Raw genomic sequence first — 18,865 nt, 5'->3', positions numbered from 1 at the left:
ATTTCCCCCTTTATCATAACAAGTACCTTCTCATCGTACCATGAAATAAGTTGGACACAAAGCGACAATCCTGTGTCAACATGCACTTTATTTGACGCGATTTGATAACGTTCCAATCGGTTCAATGGTGATTTCAATATGATCACCTGAAGCCAAAAACTTTGGTGGTTCAAAGCCTTTGCCGACCCCCGACGGTGTACCCGTTGCAATGATGTCACCTGCTTCTAGCGTCATCCCTTTTGAAAGCGTTGAGACAATGTCCTCAATTGGGAAGATCATTGATTCTGTACTGGCTGACTGACGTACCTCTCCGTTTACCTTTGTTTCCACATGCAGCGTGCCATGATCCTCAACCACTGACTTATGGATAATATAAGGGCCTATTGGACAGGATGTATCTAAGCTTTTGCCGATAAAGAATTGTTTATGTTTTTTCTGCAAATCTCTTGCCGTCACATCATTTAAAATGGTGTAACCGAAGATATAATCGTGTACCTTTTCAGGCGGAATATTCTTCCCTGATTTGCCCATGACGATGGCAAGCTCCCCTTCATAATCCAATTCACTTGTCACATCTTTATGAAGAAGGATGTCCGCTTCGTGTCCAATCACAGAGGTAGGTGCCTTTGTAAAGATCATCACGTCCTCAGGTATATCTGCTGCACTTCCCATTTCCATGACATGATCTTGATAGTTCTTTCCGACACACATGACGTTTTTAGATGGCTTCGGAATCGGCGCATGGAGTTTCACATCCGAAAGCGGATAAACATAAGAGCCGCGGTTTTCCTCTTTCTTCTCAGCCCAATCAAGTAGCTGTCTGACGTGGTCCACAAACTTGTCCCCCATGTTGATGCATTCAGATAAAGAGTTTGGCAGCGTCTCAAGCTCAAATAGTTTGGCTTCTGCCTTTTTGATGTCCATCACCCATTCATCATCAATGGCTACCCCAATAAAAATACTGTTATGTATCTCACCTGTAAAAAACTTCATGTCTTCCCCTCACAATCTTCATTTCGCTAAGTTATGATGTCTCATTTTATTTCTCTACAAAATAAAAAAAACCCTTTTTTTATCATACTCTCTTTTAAAAAGGGTTTCAAAAATGATGACCTGATGTTAGCGGTAGCGTCGATACTCCCACATATTCCCTTGATCCCATTTTCGATCAACATTTCCTCTGTTTCGGGAATGATGCTTCTTCCTCCCGCATCCTCGGCAATAGTGACTTCGTCTGTGGTAATGAGAACGTTTAGATCGATGGCTGCGGTGTGACTTTCGGCAGCTTTTCTTATGATGAGATCTGTATTTGCTCCGGCATGATTTTTTCGGTTCACTCTTTTTGCTCCGGCATGATTTTCTACTTTTACATGATTTTTCACTCTTCACGCTTTTCTTTGAACAGCGGCTTTTTTTAGAGCGATAGCTTTTGTGGCTTTTTTTGCTCCGGTGTGACTTTCGGCAGCCACATCCACCAAAGAACCAATGACAGCACTTTGAATGACGAGAACGTGATGATTTGTGTGAATGTCTCGATTCTGGTTCACGATCTAAGTGATGGTCACGTCCCTCACTTCTAAGTGAATCAACTGCATGTTCAATATGTGAATGATCAAATGTGCTCACGAACATTTCCCCTCCCTAGTCTTTGCTTTGACAAAACAAACAGACAAAGCTGTTTATCTTCTCTGCTTTATGTTACGAGAATCGGTAGACAAGTGTTCTTGGCGAATGCCTCTTTCTTGGAAAACTCCATGAATACCTATCAGCGGGTACAGGACATTCCTTCATTTTCATATAGTAAAGAAGAACATAGGAGGTTGATGCACGCATGACCACAGAACCTTTAAAACAACTTGATATCTGGATTCATCCAAAGGATCTTATTGAATTACGAAAGGACGTATGGAACGATGAGCCTGTGGAAGCGATTCTTAAAACCGGTCACACCAAATCATATGTTTATGCTTCTTATCGAGGATCACACATTAGAAAGCTCAAGAAAAAGTCCTATCAAATTCAATATAGAAAACCAAAGCAAAGACAAGGCGAAGCCATTTTTCACTTGAATGCAGAGTATAATGACCCTTCTATTATTCGAAACAGGCTATCCTTTTATTTTTTTGAACAGATAGGCGTGCTAAGCCCTGCAGCTTCTCATGTGTTTCTGACCATAAATGGAAGAAAAGAAGGCATTTATTTGAAAATAGAATCCGTCGATGAGCTATTTCTTCAAAAACGACAGCTAGTTGGCGGAGGCATCTACTATGCAGTGGATGACGATGCTAACTTCTCCCTTTTGAGTTCGTTTGATAAAAAGCCAAAAAAACATCTTCTTCTTGGTTACGAGAAAAAAGTGGGGACATCCAAACATGACGAACAACTAAGCGAATTTATTTACTTTCTGAATACTGCAACAGACGAAGTGTTTGCGAAACACATTGAGCAGTACCTGGATGTCACACAATATTTCCTTTGGCTGATTGGTGTCGTATGCACCCAAAATTTTGATGGTTTTGTTCATAACTATGCCCTTTATGTGAATGACCAAGGGAAGATCCAAGTGCTTCCTTGGGATTATGATGCGACATGGGGCCGGGACATTCATGGAGAAGAAATGGCGTTCGATTATATTCCAGTGAGCGGCTTTAATACATTGACAGCTAGATTACTAGATATTCCTTCATTTAAGAAAGCCTATTATACTCTTTTTCAGCACGTACTAGATGCACATTTTTCTGAAGAACCCCTTTGTCCCATGATTGAGAAATGGCATGCCTCCATTGAACAACGATTGGCCGATGATCCGTATATGAAAGATCGAAAAAAGATACTGCAGTCAGAGCGAGGGCTAATTCGGCAGTATATCCACAAAAGACGACGTTATTTACAAGATGAGATAAGAAAAGAGATAGCTGGCATGTAAGAATGCTTTCGAATTTTGTCACTTTATTACTCATATTGACGAAACAGCTTTTTTTATAGAAAAATAAGGTATAATAACCATATAATTCTATTTGATAAAAAATTGTGAGAGTTGGCGTCTGTTATGATCAATTATGAAATTGAACAAAAAAGATTACATTTGATTAAGACTGCAAAAAAATTCGGTATGAATGCCGAAGAAACTATCAGGTGCAGTCAAGAGCTTGACACACTCTTAAATAAAGGCATCAAATACACCTCTAAAGAATGCTCGAAAAAAGGGTAAACCATACACCTAATTCCTCTTATCAAAAGCTTTCAAAAAGACAATCACACATTAAAAGACCCATCATAAGCTATGGTGAAACGCCCAAAATCAAAGTGCCCTAATTTATAAAGGATGTGCACCGCTATGCCGTCTATTGTTGGCGCCTTTAAAGTAAATGCCGTCGGAACGAGCGGAGTCGTTCATGTTGGAGACTGCATCACCATTTCTCCAAATAGTCAGGTTAAAACGTTTGCTGGCGCAGGCAGTTTTAACACTGGTGATCAATTGCGCATTAGCAACTATAAAAGTGTGACAAATACGTACGACAGTGATGTCATTGATCAGCCGCTTGTTGGTAACTTGTAAGGAGTGAGAATCTGTTGAACTTCTATATTAATCAAGCGATACAAATTAATTATTTACGTGTGGAGGCTGTGAGTAACTCATCTGTTCTGCAAATCGGGAGTGCTGGGTCCATCAAGGCACTTTCAAACCTGTATAACACAGGTAGCTATGTAGAAGCAGCACCTGAGGCAGCAGGCACTCAAGGAATTGTAGAATCACAAGGTCCACCTTTTGTACCGCTTCAGTCACCAACAACTTAAGTTCATCTGCAATCCCCGGAGGTGTATGTAAATGTATGACTATCAAGGCAATGCTTCACAAATGTATGGCATCATTCAAAAGCAAACACAACAAATCATGATTCTTGAAAAAAAGCTTAACGAGCTTCAGGAGGAAATGCAAATGATCAAAGATAAACCGACAACCAATATTGAGCGAATTGATTATCAATTTGATCAACTGAAAATCGTGCGGCTGGAAGGCACATTAAATATTGGCCTCAATCCATCAGATCCAAATAGTGTTCAAAATTTTGAAGTGGGCCAAACAACTACCCCGGGTATTGGAATGATGCAGCAAGAAATGGCTGATCAATTTTTCAATCAAACACGCCAGCTTGTCGATGCATTTTTAAATGAAGAAGCACCAGAACTTCTTGAGGAGCTAGAACAGCGATATGAAGGCACACTTGATGATAGTAACAAACACCATATTATAGAGGACATTCGAAAGCAAATTGATAGCAGAATTAAGTATTATGCGGGACAGCTGCCACAACAGGAAGATATGACCCCGCTGCAGCGCTCAGAACAAATCGCTGAATATGTGAAGCATGATGTCAAACGAGCGATTGAGCACTTTTTAGCCCATATTCCAAGTGAAATGAAAGGAGAGGAAAACGGATGAATTTCACAGTCGTCAACCGCAACATCGAGACCGGAAGCATTAAAATAGTCGGGGTGTCGTCCTCTTCTCTATTTATCATCGGGGATACAGACCATGTACAATTATCCTCGATTTTTGATACACCGCCAGAATCACTTATTATTGGCCCGTTTGTTCCTCTAGCACCTCGATAATGATTAAGCGCACATCTCAAGTGAAGTTCACGAAGGTGAATTCTATCGGGATTTCGAGTATTGTTCAAATTGGTGATACACAGGAGCTATGCCCGAAGGTCAAGGTGTTAGCTGTTCAACGAACGATTAGCTTGTTTTATGGCAATGAAGGCGAAAATTTAAACACAAAAGAATTTGAAGTGTATTATCAGCCAATTCCATTGATGCTGCCTGAACGATCAGTCAGAACGGCGTTTTACCATGAAAAGCCGTTAATTAAAGTTTCTTCGATACATGTAGAAGGGGTGTCGTCCTCTTCTATATATCAAATCGGCTCTACGCATGGAATAAATGGCGTTGCGCGAGTGAGGCATATTCGACAGTTAATTAGCAGCAATGACAGTCCAACAAACTCACAAGTGGACCTACCTGAGCATATGATGGTGATATGACTTCTAATAAAGGATGTCGATTATGCCAGCAATTGTCGGGCCCATTTACATTAACTCTATTTCTGGGGGCGTTGTAAACGTCGGTGACTCATTTTACCTTTCGCCTAAAAGTTCGTCAAAATCTGCTTTAGGCTCTGGAGCAGGGAATACCGGAGATTTCTTAATATTAAATAATGGCATTAGCGCCACCAACTATGTGGATCCTGACTTAAATGATCAGAATATGGTAGGCAATGCATAAAGCGACTCCTCTATTCCCATTTCATTTGGAGGAGCGCTTTTTTATGCTTATTTCTTTCTGCGTTGTCTTGATTTTTTTGTTTTGACCAGCTTGCTTTCCGGCTGTTTGCGAATCCATTTGATGTACGGAACAAACGTTTTATCTTGTCTTAGCACATCAAGCGTGTTCAAACGTGCGGCAAGCTCCTGGTTTGTATAGAGGGCATGAACTTATTTATGGCAAGGGATGTACAGGAAGGCAGTAAGTAAAATGCCCCATCTTCTTCTCTTGACGTTAAGTGATGTTCCGTGAGCAGAACCTCTTGTCTTCCGCACATTTCACATAATCACCCTGACATCACCTCTACATTTACATTAATTCCATTGATACCGTCGTCCCTTTCCCACTTGGATCTGCTGGGTGGACAATCAGTTTCTTCGGCAGTCTCATCTTCAATTCTTCCACATGGCTGATCACACCAACCGCTAAATTTTGAGACTGTAGCTTTTCTAATGCAGTAATAACCGTATCTAATAAATCTTGATCGAGTGTACCGAATCCCTCATCAAGGAAAAAGAATTGCAGGGGGAACTCACCTCTTAGCTGGATTTGCGTTGAAAGGGCAAGTGCAAGCGCTAATGACGTCAGGAAGGTTTCCCCGCCAGACAAGCTGGACACCGGACGTCTTACGCCCCCATTGGCATCATCACGCATCACAAAGCCGCCTTCTGAGTCGACTTCAATCGCATACCTTTGTCTTGTCAAAATGCCAAGTCGAGCTGATGCTTCACGGCTCACACTGTCTAACTGTTCTTCTGCTAGGAACTCAACAAAACTATTCCCTTTAAAAACGGTTTGCAGTTTATCTAGCCGGTCAATTTCTTGCTGCAATTTTTCCAACCGCTCATGAATGCTTGCAAAGCGCTGATGATTTTCTTCAATCACACGCAGGTGCTCATGTGCAGACCCACTTATCACTGTCGCTTCTTCCAGATCCTTTTCTGCCGCTTCTTTTCTTAACTGAATGTCTGTCCACTGATCTTCATCTAGCGATTCATCTTTCAACAATTCAGAAATTCGCTTTAAATTTGCTGCACATTGCTTTCTTTTATCCTCAAATTCTTCAATTTCCTGTTTGGCAGTATAACGTACAGCTCGATCCATTAAAGCAGGCTCAACTTCCTGTGGCTTATGAAAATCAGAGGACTCTGTTTCTTTTTGCCACGCTGCCTCAGCTTCTTGTTTTCGATGCTTAGCCTCTTGAAGTTGACGCTCACTGCTTGAAAAATGGCTCTGCGTTTCACGAAACAATTGCTGCACATCCTTTAATTGCTGATATGACTGCTGTTCTTTTTCATTCAAACAGGTGAGATATTGTTCAACCTCGTTCAGTTCCTCAGAAATAGATGAGGCTTTTAAAGGATATCGCCCTAAATCTGTTTCATACTGATGAATGAGCTGCTTTTGACTTTCTAGTTGATGTGCTAGTTTATCGAGCTCCTTCTCTAAAGTGTATATGGTTGTTTGCAGTTGCTCTTTTACCTGCTGTTTTTCTTCTAAAAATGAAATACTTTTCTCAATACGCTCTTTATAGCCTTCCGCTTGTTGATCCTTTTCATCTATTCGCTTTTGCATTTCTTGCACATGGCTCAATATAAAGTCCGGGAAAGCCTGTTCAAATTGTGTTATTTGCTCTGAAAGCTCAGATTGAAGCTCTTTAATCAGCACCTCTAATTCTTGGATACGCTGCTGTTCAAATTTCAATTGATCTTCTACTTTGCTCATCTCGGCCGCTTGATCATGGGTTTCATCCATTAGACGAGCTCGTTTGCTTTCAGTTCCTAGAATATCTTGTTTCATCCGTTTCCACTCTTGAATCATATGATGCAAGGACTGCGGATGTTGCACTGCTTCTGACGCTGCGGCTACTTCTGGACTAGGGGCTTTTTGAGATAAAAAGGAGAACTGCTTCATTAATTGATTGGCGTGCGTTTCTAGTAGCTGCTTTGCTACATAGATGTCTCTAGCATATTCCTCTGCTACCTTCAGCTCTTTGTCCATCCTCTGTATCACTTCATCGATTTGGACAACGGTTTCCTCATGATCATTGACTATCGCAACCTTTGGATCATGATGAATTGCCCCACAAACGGGACATGGCTCACCATCTACTAGCTCTGCCGCTAATTCTATTCTTAATTCTGCCGCTCTTACAGCATCACGTTGTGTTAATTTTTCGAGCTTCTGATTTTGTTCTCTTTTGCTCCATTCTGTAAGAGCTCGTTCAAATTCACATACATAAAAATAGAGTTGTTCAATCGCTTGAAACGATTGGTCTATTTTTTCATGATGATTTTTTTGCTGTTTTTGAAGCTTTTCATATGCTTCTGCAGTTTGTAAGGATTGCTTTTTTAGGTCCTCGAGCTTTTGTTCTTCCTTTTGAACGCCCAGTTTGATTGTTTGAACATTTTCACTTAAACGCAATGCCTCCTGTATTCTTTTCCGCTCTTTGACAGAGACTTGCAATTGCTCTAGTTCGCTCTTTAGCTGTGTTTGTTTCGTAAGAGCACGCTCTAATAGAGATTGGAGCTTCTCTGCTTCTGCTTTTTTTTGTATCAATTGCTGCGCTTTTTCATTTTCTTGCTGCTCTAGTCCTGTCTTTTCTTGAAGAGCCTTGTCTTTTTTCCGTTCGATTTCCTTTAACTGAATCAGCTGCTCTTTCTTTTGGAGAAGCTCTGGCTCAGTCTCAATTTTCTTTTGCCGTGCTTGCTCATACTCCTGCGTCATTTGATCATAGATCGTTCGTTGATGAAGTAAATGCTTTTCTGCTTCCTGCTTCTCTTTTGACGCTTGAGAAAGCTGCTTTTCAGCCTTCGTTAATGCATCAGCATATGGCTTTAATGTCTCTGCCTGCTCCGCAATACTGAGTTGTATTTTTTTCTCTTCCATCGTTGGTGCTAACAGGTTGAGCTTGTTTTGTTCAGTTTCATATGCCTCTTGTTCCCTTTGATACTGCCATATCGCTTGTGACTTTGTAAAAGCAGTTAATGCTTTGTCCCGCGCTCGTTTTTTCTCATGAAAAATGGCTTTTGCCTGCTCAGCCACTTTCTTTGCTTTCGCTAGCGCTTCTGGTCCAGCTTCCCCTAATCCATTGAGTTCAGCCAATCGCTCATTTTTCTGTCCATACTGATTCTGGGCTTTTGCCCTCAAACGCTTGACGAGCTGATCACCATACTTCTCTAAATTAAACAAGCGCTGAAGCATTTGGCGTCTCTCGGCTCCTTTCAATGAAAGGAATTCTGCAAACTTCCCTTGGGGTAACACAACCGCTCTTGTAAAATCATCAATTGTTAAACCAAGTAATTCTTCTATTTTACGATTGACCTCATTCGCTTTATCTGCAAGAACTGTCTGCGTATCACCGATTTCAATCAGTCGACATAATGTTGTTCTGACCTTCATTTCATCTGCCCGCTTGAAAGCCCGTTCAACTTTATAAGAAATGTGATGCTCCTTTTGCAAAGCGAATGTAAAGGAAACAGACAGCTTTTCTTCAGCTTGGTTCAAAATACCATGTGTATTATTTAACGCACGTTCGACTTTGCCATAGAGTGCTAGTGTCATGGCATCTAATATGGATGACTTTCCGCTTCCTGTTGGTCCAAAAATGCCAAACACACCTGCATCACATAAGGAGCTAAAGTCAATGGTTTGCTCTTCTCTGAAGCTATGAAGTCCTTTAATGGTTAGCGTGATCGGCTTCAAGTCGCTTCCTCCTCTTACATGTCATTGGCAAGCTCTAAAAACAGCTTGACTGTTTTTTCATCAGGCAGCGCGCCACCTGTCTGGCGTTCATAAAATGTAACGAACCGTTCTTCGATCGAGAGCTTTTCCTGTTGTTTGTGTTTTTCAATTTGCTGTAGTTCTTTGAACTTTGGTCTAATGTGAACAAAACCATTATGCTGCTTTCGGAGTTGATGGATCTCTTCAATTGACAGTTGATCTGTTAAATGAATCTCTAAATCAATCCAAGCATGAATATCCCGTTTTTCATCTAACCACTCGTGTACTTGACTCAGTCCCTCAGTCGCCTTCCACTTCACAAGTGGTTTACCACTTGATAAAAATACTTCCTTCCAGCTTGCTTTCTCATTAGGCTTTGCATCCACAATGGTGACTGATTTGGAATAGCCTGATTCTGAAAAGCTATAGGCAAGGGGCGATCCAGAATAGCGGGCAATCGTTTTCGCACGTTTGATTGTTTGCGGACGATGCAAATGACCAAGTGCGACATAGCAAGCGGCTTCAGGCAGACTTTCAGCCGCAACGGTATATGCACCTCCTACTTCAATCGGTCTTTCTGAATCTGTTTGACTTCCTCCTGCCACATAAATATGGCTTGTTGCCATATTGACCGTATCAGCCTGGAATTGAGTGCTTAAATGTTCAAACGCTTGTTGTATTTTCAGATTATAATGATCACGAAGCCGTTTCTCTTCAAATGTTTCAGCCAGCACCTCGTTTAGCCTAGACTCGGACGGATAAGCAAGTGCTGCAATAGATAGACGTTCACTTGAAGAAGGAACATCGACGCGGATAATGTCATTTGTCGGATATCCAATTAAATGAATCCCCTGTTCCGTTGTTAAAGGAGATGCGGCTGATAAACGATCTGGATTATCATGATTGCCTGAGATCACCACAACCTGACGCTTGCCTTTATCAGATAATGCTGACAGACTTTCATAAAAAAGCTGTTCTGCTCGAGCAGGTGGATTGACTGTATCAAAGGCATCACCAGCCATCACAATGACACCAATTTGTTCGTCCTTGACGATTTGATACAATTCATCTAAAAACTCAGCTTGTTCGTCAAGCCGGCTTCTTCCTTCAAGGGTTTTCCCTAAATGCCAATCCGCTGTATGTAGAATTCTCATGTAATTCACCTCTCATTCCGATACATTTATAAGAAAATCTCTACATTTCCATCAAAGAAATAGAGAATTTTCTCCTCTAATGACCTGTTTGTTAAACGTTCTACCGCTTTTGCATATAACGCTATTTGTGTTTCATAGCGTTTTTTCAAAATGGGTTTAGCTGCCTCAAGTCCACCTGCATACCTTCCCTGTACTCTATCTGTTTTATAATCAAGTAAATAAAGCTTTCCATCTACTTCAAACAAACAATCAATCATTCCTTGAATCAGCACAGGTTCATCCTCTGCATCAATATGGCTGTATACCTCTTTGACAGGTAAAACCATACTAAACGACACTTCTCGTTTCACCCAGTCCGCTTTCTTCAGTTTTTGACCAATTGAAGTAGAAAAGAAGGCAGTAATTCCTTCTCGATCCATTGACTGGATTTGCTCGTCTGTTAGTAAGTCTCGCTCTTTTAAAGAATCGAGCAGTTCTTGTATACGAGATTCATCATAGATCTCATCTGAAGGAAGCGGAATGTGCTGCATCACCGTATGCATTGCTGTACCTTGTTCTGCGGCAGTGAGTGTTTTTTTCTTCATAAAAGCCGGCCGGTCATACAATGTCGCACGAGCTTTTCGAATAGAAGAAGGCACACTGTATTCATCCTGTATTTCTTTCATCCTTTTCATCTCTGAAACAGACTGCTTTGTACTCACTTGAGAGGCCGCTAAATAGGGGTATTGCCATGAAAGTCTAGCTGCTACCTCCTGCTCATAGTTACCATGTCCTTCAACAGGCAGACCTTCCATTAATGCTTGTACCACTTCGTCTTGCTCCTTCTTTTCAGATGACACATCTTCTTTTAGAAGATCTGAGGCTTGAGTAAATGAGATGTTGAATGATGATGGATGTTTGAGAACAACGTCGCCTGCTTCTTCTAAAATAGTTAACATCGCTTGATGACGGATGAGGGCAGGCCCAATAAAATCCAAGTATGTTTTGGCTTGATATCGTTCAAAATCAGGGAGGAGCCACTCTTCTCTATTTGCGGCATTTTGCCATTTACTTAATGCTTTCACCTGATTTTTAACGGAACCGACCAAGAATAACTTTTCCTTGGCTCTTGTAAGCGCCACGTATAAAACCCTTAGCTCTTCAGATAGTAACTCTTTTCTCATCTTTTTTTTCATCGCAACAAGCGGTAATGTCGCATAACTTATTCTCAGCTCTGGATGAATATATTTGCTTCCAAAGCCTAGTTCTTTATCAAGCAAGTAGGACTGATTTAAGTCCATCATATTAAAGTTCCTGCCGAGCCCTGCGGTAAAGACGACTGGAAACTCTAAGCCTTTACTGCTATGGATGGTCATCATGCGGACAACATCCTCTGTTTCACTGGACGTTTTCGCCGCTCCTAGATCATCTCCCCGCTCTTGCATTCTTTCGATAAACCGAAGAAACCGAAACAGCCCTCTAAATGCAGCCTTTTCATACTGCTTTGCTCGATCATAAAGAGCACGGAGATTCGCTTTTCTCTGCTTCCCCCCTGGCATCCCACCAACAAAATCTACATATTGTGTGTCGCGATACACTTCCCAAATCAATTCTGCTACCGAATGATTCATAGAGAAATCACGCCACTTACGCATCAGGCGGAAGAATTGCTCTAGTTTTTTGCATGTAGGGTGATCAGATTGTGTCACACTCATGAATGCCTTCACAGCATCATAATAAGTTCTTTTTTTATCAGTTGTTCTAATAAGTGCCATTTCATTTTCGTCTAAATGAACAATAGGTGATCTTAAAACAGCTGCAAGTGGGATATCCTGATATGGATTATCGATCACTTTTAACAGGGAAAGAATCACTGACACTTCTATTGCTTCGAAATAACCAGAGGAAAGATTCGCATAAACAGGGATTCCCTGCTTCTTCAATTCCTCCATCATTTGCGGAGCCCATGGCATGGACCGAAGCAAAATCACGATATCTCGATACTGCAAGTTGCGGGTCATTTGCTGTTTTGCATCGTACACTTGAAAAGGCTGTTCAACCATTTCTTTTATTTTCCTAGCAATGACTCTCGCCTCAAATTGTACGGTCTCTAGTTCTTCTCGTTCTTCATTGCTTTCTGCTTCGTGTTGATCTAGGTGTACAAGGAGCATTTCTGTCGCTGTGTCTTCGCTTTCAGGATAACTCGCTCCAAGCTTTAATTCAGCTTGTTCATCATATTCAATTTCTCCAACTGTTTCTCCCATCAGCTGTTTGAACAGAAAGTTTGTACTGTCTAAAACATTAGATCGGCTGCGGAAGTTTTTATTTAAGTCAATTCTTTTACCTGTTTCGTTGCCATCTGCTTTAAAGTGTTTATATTTGTTTAAAAAGAGCATCGGCTCAGCAAGTCTAAAGCGATAAATAGACTGCTTGACATCACCAACCATAAAAAGGTTGCCTTCTGAAGGATTTTCCCCTTTAGACAGAAGCTTTAAAATCGTTTCTTGTACAAGGTTCGTATCCTGATACTCATCGACAAGCACTTCTTCAAATTGCTGTTGATAGTATTTAGCCGCTTCTGTTTCGATCAAATTACCTTCCGCATCCTGCTTAGCTAAAATGCGTAAACAATAATGCTCTAAATCCGAAAAATCCACAATTGACTTTTCTTGTTTTGTTCTTTCGAAACGCTCTCCGAACTGGATGACAAGCTCCACAAGTGTTTCCACAACTGGCTTCATTTCAGCCAAACTTTTTAGATGCTGGACAGGACTTCGCATAAAGTATTCATCTTTTAGCTTTTCTAATTGTTTTTTTGCTTGATTGCGTGCATCTGTGGCTTTTTCTAACAGAATAGGGTCATATTCATCCCCTTTGCACGTCTTTAGCCTTTTAAAATTGATGTTCGGCAAGATCTCATAAAGCTTCTCAAAATCTTCTTCATGTCTCATGAGTTGATTCACTTGCTCTAAATCATCTATAAAACTCTCTGCTCTCGGTGCTGAACCACCCGGCTCTTTTGATAATGCAAGAGCTTGTTCAAGCAGCTCCTGACAACTCCTTAAAACGAGAGAAATATCCTCTTTTATATATGGATAAAACGGTAATTCTTCTACTTTTGTTTGTGCATCCACATCATAAAGAGACAGGAATGCCCGCAACCATTGCTCCGGAGAAGGATGAGACCTAGAAAACTCATAAACCCGTTTCACGAGCCATTGCAGGTCTAAGTCATGGCGATCTGACGTGTAACGATCAACTAGTTCAAAGAATGATGGCTTTCCAGCCTTATACTCATCCTCAAATAGCTCATCTAACACTTCATCTCCTACTAATTCTCCTTCTGTTTGATCGACCAAACGAAAGCCTGGATCAAGGTCAATCTCATAGTAAAAGGTGCGAAGAACTTGCAAACAAAATGAGTGCAAGGTAGAAATATTGGCACGATTCATAAGTGACAGTTGTCTTCTCATATGAAGCGACCCGGGATTTTTGGATAATTCTTTTTCAAGTGCTTCAGTGATCCGATGCTTCATTTCTGCCGCAGATGCATTCGTAAAAGTCACAACGAGCAGCCGGTCCACATCAACTGGCTGCTCAGGCCGAGTCATTTTTCGAATCAGCCGCTCAACCAAGACAGCCGTTTTACCTGATCCTGCTGCCGCAGCAACAAGGATATCTTGTCCTTCTGAAACGATGGCTTCCCATTGGTCATCCGTCCATGTACTGTTATTTGGTTTTGGAATTTGCATACTGATCCCCTTCTTTTTTGATCCGATCTATCATGACATCATCTTTCTCAGAAGTGAGCACCCTAAATTCATTATCCTCTATTGATTCATCAAACTGACAAATAGACTTGAATGAACAAAAGCGGCAAGCAGTTTGATCCTTCAATTTATATGGATTAATGTCTACCTCACCATTCGTAATTCTTTCTCCTGCCTCTTCAAAAGTGCGCCGAACGTGTTTTGTGAGTATGTGAAACTGCTCTTCATTTAAAACCGCCGAATCAGATCGAAACGACCCATCCTTTTTCAAACCGGCTTGAATGACTTGTGATTTTCCTGATTCAAGCGTCTGATCCATCAGTTTCACTGCCTCTACATCTTCGAGCAATAGACCCTTCATTTTAAATTTCTTGAATATTTCCTGCTCAATTTCATCCTCTGCTAGCGGAATTGGAGCTTGAATGAGAGGATCGTGAAGATGGAAGTACAAAATTCCTGCAGGTGTCGCCTCCATACCAAGCCACTTTTTAGAATAAGTAATCGTCAGGTCTAAGTAAGTGAGCATTTGCAAGGCCAAACCGTAATACACTTCTGCTAGGTCAAGCCCTTTCTCACTCGACTTGTAGTCGACAATTCTCAAAAGCAGTCCTTTAGAACCCTCTGCTTTATCCACTCGGTCAATTCTCCCAACAAGCTCCATCGTGCAGCCATTTTTCAATTGAAAAGTAAACGGAGGCAGAGGACCTTGACCTCCAAACCCTAACTCAAGTCCAACTGGAGAAAATCCACTCACTTTGGCATGTTCACTTAATATAGAAGAGACTCGCACAAGAATTTTTTGGAGCTTTTCTTTAATATAAGCATGCCGATTCGAGCTTAATAAAATTTCCTTTTGAAGTCGAGGAGCAAGCTGTTCAATCGCATGCCTTGAGTAGGTGACACAATCTTTCTTCGTTAAGTTTTTCCAATCTCTTTTTTGTTCAATGAGTATATCTGAAATATATTTTAAAGCTGAGTGAAACAACTGACCGATATCAGGTGCTTCCAATTTATAAAATTGTCGATCCTTTAGCTTTAATCCGTGGGAAGCAAAGTGGGAAAATGCACACGAATTGAATTCCTCCATCCTTGAAACACTGCCTTGAATATGATCACCGTAAAGCTCTTTTGTCACATGTTGTTTTAACCGCTTCGCTCTATTTGTAAAAAACAAACTTGACATAATTTTTTTTGATACGTCGCGAGAGGATGACGTCATTAAATTATTATATACACTCCACCATACGTCACTGATGGGATATTGATTGAGCCATTGCTGTAGCTGCGAGACGGTATAGGATAATGAGACATGTTCATTCGCTACACATTTTAATTGATCCTGATCATCCAGTTGTTCTGGATCTAAAACATAAAGAGCCTGCTGGTGATTTGGCATAAGTTCTTGGCAATACTTAATTAAGGTCGAAGGCAATAGCGAGCGTCCTTCCGCATCTGCCACTGAATAAGATAGATACAGGTGATGTGAAGGGCTTGATAAAGCTTGATAAATTAAAAATTGCTCATCTAGCAGCCGTTCCTTGCCTGTCTCTGCCAGCTCTGCTCCTGCACGCTTTAGCCATTCGCGATCATCCTCAGACAATACACTTTCATCAGAAGGTCGAGCAGGAACAACTCCATCATTTACGCCAATGATAAACGTGCACTTTACTTGATACATCCTCGATAAATCCATACTTCCGATAAATACTTGATCGAGTGAAGGCGGAATCAAAGCGAATTTTAGAGATTCTAGTCCTGTATCAATCATCTGTTGAAATAAAGGAAAAGATAGCTCTTCTTCTCCAAGCATTTCAACAAATTCATCCATTAATTGAATAACAGCATCCCATACTTGTCCATGCTGCAATGCTTCTGCTAATCTACCCGCTTCTTCAGACTCTAGCCTGGCCTTTTCAAGCTTCTCTGGCACTTGTACTTCCTCGAGAAATAAATAAATGTCCTCCACCATGTCCTTCACCTTTTGCGCCTTTTTCAACCTTTTTTGTAATTGAAAAAGGGGGGGAACAATCCACCCTTTTACGTCATTCAGCATTTGTTCCATTTCAATTTCTTGATCTGTTTGTCCAAAATCTCCATCTAATGATTGGAATCTTCGATAATGGAAATGGGAGCCATTTGTCCAGCGCTCTCCTTTTACACCGTATGCAATACAATAGTTTTCAAGCTGATCTGCCTGTTCTCTCGCTATGTGTTTGGATAGGTCCTGCGGGAATAGATACTCTGTTTTCATACAGCGAAACACGGCTTCATACTGCCAGTTCCCTTTGATAACATCCAAGCTCGAACGAATCAATTCAATGAGCGGATGGTATTGCATAGATTCATTTCCATCAATAAAGAAAGGAATATTGTAATCTCGAAAAACCTCTTTTAATGTATCTTTATAGTCGTCTACATGCCTTGCAGCAATGGAAATATCACGTAACCTGAACCCTTTCTCTCTCACTAATTCAAGAATGTCCCTCGCTATTCCCTCAATTTCAGCTCGTTTATTTGCACTTTTAGACACTGTCATTTGAGTTGTTTTTTCTTGATATGGCTGTAGCGGCCTCTGCTCATATTGGCTTTCTAAATAAGCAAGGTCTTGGGTAAGAAGATGTCGTTTATTTCTTTCCAATACCTTCTCAGAAATAGCCGCTCCACACTCTTTAGCAAGCTGATAGAGTTGAAAATACGTTTTACCTGTCATGCGAAATAAATCAAGTTCATTTGGCTGCGTGTCATGATATGAACGATCTACTGTGAGAGCAGCGGTTATTTTTGATGCATGTAACAGGAGCTGCTCAATGACGACGAGCTGCTGCGGCGTAAATTGATAAAAACCATCTATATAAATGTGCGCTGTTTTTAGTTCTTCAGATAAAGGGATTTGCTTTGCCAAAAGTGTCAAATAGTCTTCTGAGTGCACATACTCATCTTGTAAATACTGCTCCATCTGCTGGTAAAGTATATGTAAATCATGTAGTTTTTCTGCTGCCCGTCTTTCTTCTGTGTACGCTGATTGCATGCTGGACGCTGTAATTTTTTCAATATCCTCCGGCATCATGCAGTACCTTTTGAATTCAGCCATCGTCTTTTCTATTTGCTCAACAAATCCCAGCTTCTCACTCGCCTTTTTGAATACCTTAAACTTTTCTTTCTGCTCTTCAATCACTTTTCTTAAAAGCATTTGAATCCCCGAGCTTGTGACAAATTGCCGGTTCGCTCCACCAGTCTGCTGTAAAATAGACCAAGCAAGACGCGTAAAACTAAATACTTTGGCCCTGATCATACCGCCAGCTTCAGACGTTTTTGCAAGCTCATATTCCATTAAAAATGTCATTTGATCCGGTACTAAAAAAATGATTGGCGAACCCAACGGATCAAGCCGAAGTTGTTCTTTGATCTCCTCTAAGATTGTAGTCGTTTTTCCACTCCCCGATCTGCCTGCTAAAAACTGAATCTCCACGTTCCACAACACCTTTCTTATGTAATTATATTCTAGCGAAAATAAAGGTAAATAGCGATTTTCATATCACCTTCCCCATTCTCCTTTGTTAAAAGAAATAGGCACCTTTCCCAGCTCTTTTTCATATCATAAACCATCATGATCTAAAAGGAGGCTGACAATATCATGTATTACGGTTATTATGACTACTCACCATATGACATTCGCCAAAACACAAGGATCATTTCAGACCTTGAAAAAGCAATCAATGGCGAATATTCTGCGATCCAATGCTACGAAAAACTTGCCCTAAAAGCACACAATCCTGAAGCGAAAAAAATCATTCAAGAAATACGTCAGGATGAAGTCAGACACTATCAAATATTCTCAAGGCTATACTATTCTTTAACTGGTAAAAACCACAAACCAAGCGTCGCAGAACCTTGTCCAGATCAATTTAGAGAAGGTCTTCTTTTCGCATTCAAAGACGAACAAAAAACAGTCGATTTTTACTTAACGGTATCAGACTATGTCCAAGATCAAGGAACAAAAGAGTTAATGAGACGCATCGCTCAAGACGAACAGCAGCATGCTGTGTGGTTTCTATATCTTTTAACGCACCATGTTTCTTAGATAATCCTATTTTAATTGGAGATCGTATGTTCCGTCAAAAAATGAAAATATCTTTTCTTTCATTCAATATGTGAAATAAAGGGCTCTCATCAACGAAGCCTGTCTTCTCTTTCACTTTTTCTAACATCTCCTCTGCCATAATTAGCAGTAGGAGTTTTTTTCAAAGCAGTTTCAGTTCATGATTTGATTCCTTACTGGCCAGCACAAGTCAACATTGCTTCACAACTGTTTCTCGGTGCAACCATCGGTTCAAAAATGAATAAACAAATGTTTGTCAGGCTAAAGAACACCTTGATTGTGGCCGTTGTTAGCTCAGCCGGTCTGATTGCTGCGACTGTTCTCAGTTCAATTGCGACTGCTGAGATGACTGGTATTTTTATTATTACAGCCATTCTTGCTTTCTCACCTAGTGGAATTGCAGAAATGGCGACAACAGCGGTCACGCTTCACGGGGATTCCATCTTTGTTGTGGCTGTACAAGTCGTCAGAATTATTCTTGTGATCGCCATGCTGCCACCGTTTTTTCGGTTTTTAAACCATTTATTGGTAAAAAGACAGACTGATGATAAAGCGGCAAAATAAAAAAGAGGTGCCCTGTGAAGTGCACCCCAAATATTAGACACAGTCTAACATTTGGAGGTGCTTTTCTTTGGCTAAATTTACAATTGAAGATAAAACCAAAGCGGTAAAACGATACCTCATTGACCGTGGGAGCTTGCTTAGAATTGCAAAACAGATTGGCGTGAACAAAAGTATACTTCAATATTGGGTCAGAAAGTATCAATATCATGGCGAAAAAGCTTTTTCAAAGTCATATACAAATTATCCAG

The 18,865-nt window shown here is 40.7% G+C and carries 16 protein-coding genes and 3 pseudogenes; 11 read left to right on the top strand and 8 right to left on the bottom strand.

The annotated features are described in order from the left end of the window. Positions 1–87: 87 nt before the first annotated feature. The 3 genes and pseudogenes from LC033_RS06990 to LC033_RS17595 all read right to left on the bottom strand — a co-directional run. Entirely contained in the window at positions 88–993 is a 906-nt protein-coding gene (locus tag LC033_RS06990; protein WP_226567538.1) for a fumarylacetoacetate hydrolase family protein, read from the bottom strand. A 41-nt stretch (positions 994–1,034) separates the two neighbouring features. Beyond that, the gene (locus tag LC033_RS17600; protein ID WP_226567536.1) at positions 1,035–1,382 is read right to left on the bottom strand and encodes a hypothetical protein; all 348 of its coding nucleotides are present in this window, start codon (positions 1,380–1,382) and stop codon (positions 1,035–1,037) included. A 193-nt stretch (positions 1,383–1,575) separates the two neighbouring features. Further along, a pseudogene (locus LC033_RS17595) lies at positions 1,576–1,632 on the bottom strand (hypothetical protein); the annotation flags it as partial. Between the two features lie 199 nt (positions 1,633–1,831). On the opposite strand from LC033_RS17595, the gene LC033_RS06980 reads away from it, so the two are divergent. The 8 genes from LC033_RS06980 (at position 1,832) to LC033_RS06945 (ending at position 5,289) form a co-directional block, all read left to right on the top strand. Continuing rightward, complete coding sequence (locus LC033_RS06980) at positions 1,832–2,926, top strand: CotH kinase family protein (RefSeq protein ID WP_226567535.1); 1,095 nt, start codon at positions 1,832–1,834, stop codon at positions 2,924–2,926. Positions 2,927–3,049: 123 nt separating this feature from the next. Then, positions 3,050–3,211, top strand: coding sequence for an aspartyl-phosphate phosphatase Spo0E family protein (locus tag LC033_RS06975; RefSeq protein ID WP_099680099.1), 162 nt, complete (start codon positions 3,050–3,052; stop codon positions 3,209–3,211). A gap of 126 nt (positions 3,212–3,337) precedes the next feature. Continuing rightward, positions 3,338–3,559 carry a spore germination protein gene (locus LC033_RS06970; protein WP_226567533.1) on the top strand — a complete coding sequence of 74 codons (222 nt, stop codon included), beginning with the start codon at positions 3,338–3,340 and terminating at the stop codon, positions 3,557–3,559. Between the two features lie 14 nt (positions 3,560–3,573). Next, complete coding sequence (locus tag LC033_RS06965; RefSeq protein WP_226567532.1) at positions 3,574–3,798, top strand: spore germination protein GerPB; 225 nt, start codon at positions 3,574–3,576, stop codon at positions 3,796–3,798. Positions 3,799–3,829: 31 nt separating this feature from the next. After that, complete coding sequence (gene gerPC, locus LC033_RS06960) at positions 3,830–4,444, top strand: spore germination protein GerPC (RefSeq protein ID WP_226567531.1); 615 nt, start codon at positions 3,830–3,832, stop codon at positions 4,442–4,444. Next, on the top strand, positions 4,441–4,617 hold the full coding sequence (locus LC033_RS06955; RefSeq protein ID WP_226567529.1) for a spore germination protein GerPD: 177 nt from the start codon (positions 4,441–4,443) through the stop codon (positions 4,615–4,617). Before gerPC ends, LC033_RS06955 begins: the two co-directional genes overlap by 4 nt. Beyond that, positions 4,617–5,048, top strand: a complete 432-nt coding sequence (locus LC033_RS06950) for a spore germination protein GerPE (protein WP_226567528.1) — start codon at positions 4,617–4,619, stop codon at positions 5,046–5,048. The genes LC033_RS06955 and LC033_RS06950 overlap by 1 nt, the downstream gene beginning before the upstream one ends. Positions 5,049–5,070: 22 nt before the next feature. After that, positions 5,071–5,289, top strand: a complete 219-nt coding sequence (locus LC033_RS06945) for a spore germination protein (protein ID WP_003211468.1) — start codon at positions 5,071–5,073, stop codon at positions 5,287–5,289. 47 nt (positions 5,290–5,336) lie between these two features. On the opposite strand, the pseudogene hlpB reads toward LC033_RS06945, so the two are convergent. The 5 genes and pseudogenes from hlpB to addB form a co-directional block, all read right to left on the bottom strand. Continuing rightward, positions 5,337–5,605: pseudogene (gene hlpB / locus LC033_RS06940) on the bottom strand (HNH nuclease-like protein HlpB). 32 nt (positions 5,606–5,637) lie between these two features. Continuing rightward, entirely contained in the window at positions 5,638–9,033 is a 3,396-nt protein-coding gene (locus tag LC033_RS06935) for an AAA family ATPase (protein ID WP_226567526.1), read from the bottom strand. Between the two features lie 14 nt (positions 9,034–9,047). Further along, a complete protein-coding gene (sbcD, locus tag LC033_RS06930; RefSeq protein ID WP_226567525.1) occupies positions 9,048–10,205 on the bottom strand; it encodes an exonuclease subunit SbcD in 1,158 nt (385 codons plus the stop codon). 26 nt (positions 10,206–10,231) lie between these two features. After that, a complete protein-coding gene (gene addA / locus LC033_RS06925; RefSeq protein ID WP_226567524.1) occupies positions 10,232–13,936 on the bottom strand; it encodes a helicase-exonuclease AddAB subunit AddA in 3,705 nt (1,234 codons plus the stop codon). Further along, complete coding sequence (addB, locus tag LC033_RS06920; RefSeq protein WP_226567523.1) at positions 13,914–17,423, bottom strand: helicase-exonuclease AddAB subunit AddB; 3,510 nt, start codon at positions 17,421–17,423, stop codon at positions 13,914–13,916. Before addB ends, addA begins: the two co-directional genes overlap by 23 nt. Before the next feature lie 165 nt (positions 17,424–17,588). Here addB and LC033_RS06915 point away from each other — a divergent pair, with 165 nt between their 5' ends. The 3 genes and pseudogenes from LC033_RS06915 to LC033_RS06905 all read left to right on the top strand — a co-directional run. Continuing rightward, complete coding sequence (locus LC033_RS06915) at positions 17,589–18,035, top strand: ferritin-like domain-containing protein (protein WP_226567522.1); 447 nt, start codon at positions 17,589–17,591, stop codon at positions 18,033–18,035. Positions 18,036–18,191: 156 nt separating this feature from the next. Continuing rightward, positions 18,192–18,617: pseudogene (locus LC033_RS06910) on the top strand (AbrB family transcriptional regulator); the annotation flags it as partial. 67 nt (positions 18,618–18,684) lie between these two features. Next, the coding region (locus tag LC033_RS06905) for a transposase (RefSeq protein ID WP_226567521.1) at positions 18,685–18,865 on the top strand (181 nt) is incomplete at its 3' end.

The organism is Bacillus stratosphericus (genome assembly GCF_020524495.1).
In the GTDB taxonomy this organism is placed as follows: domain Bacteria; phylum Bacillota; class Bacilli; order Bacillales; family Bacillaceae; genus Bacillus; species Bacillus stratosphericus_B.
Note: the sequence above shows the minus strand (reverse complement) of the source record. Positions and strands in the feature narration are given on the sequence as shown.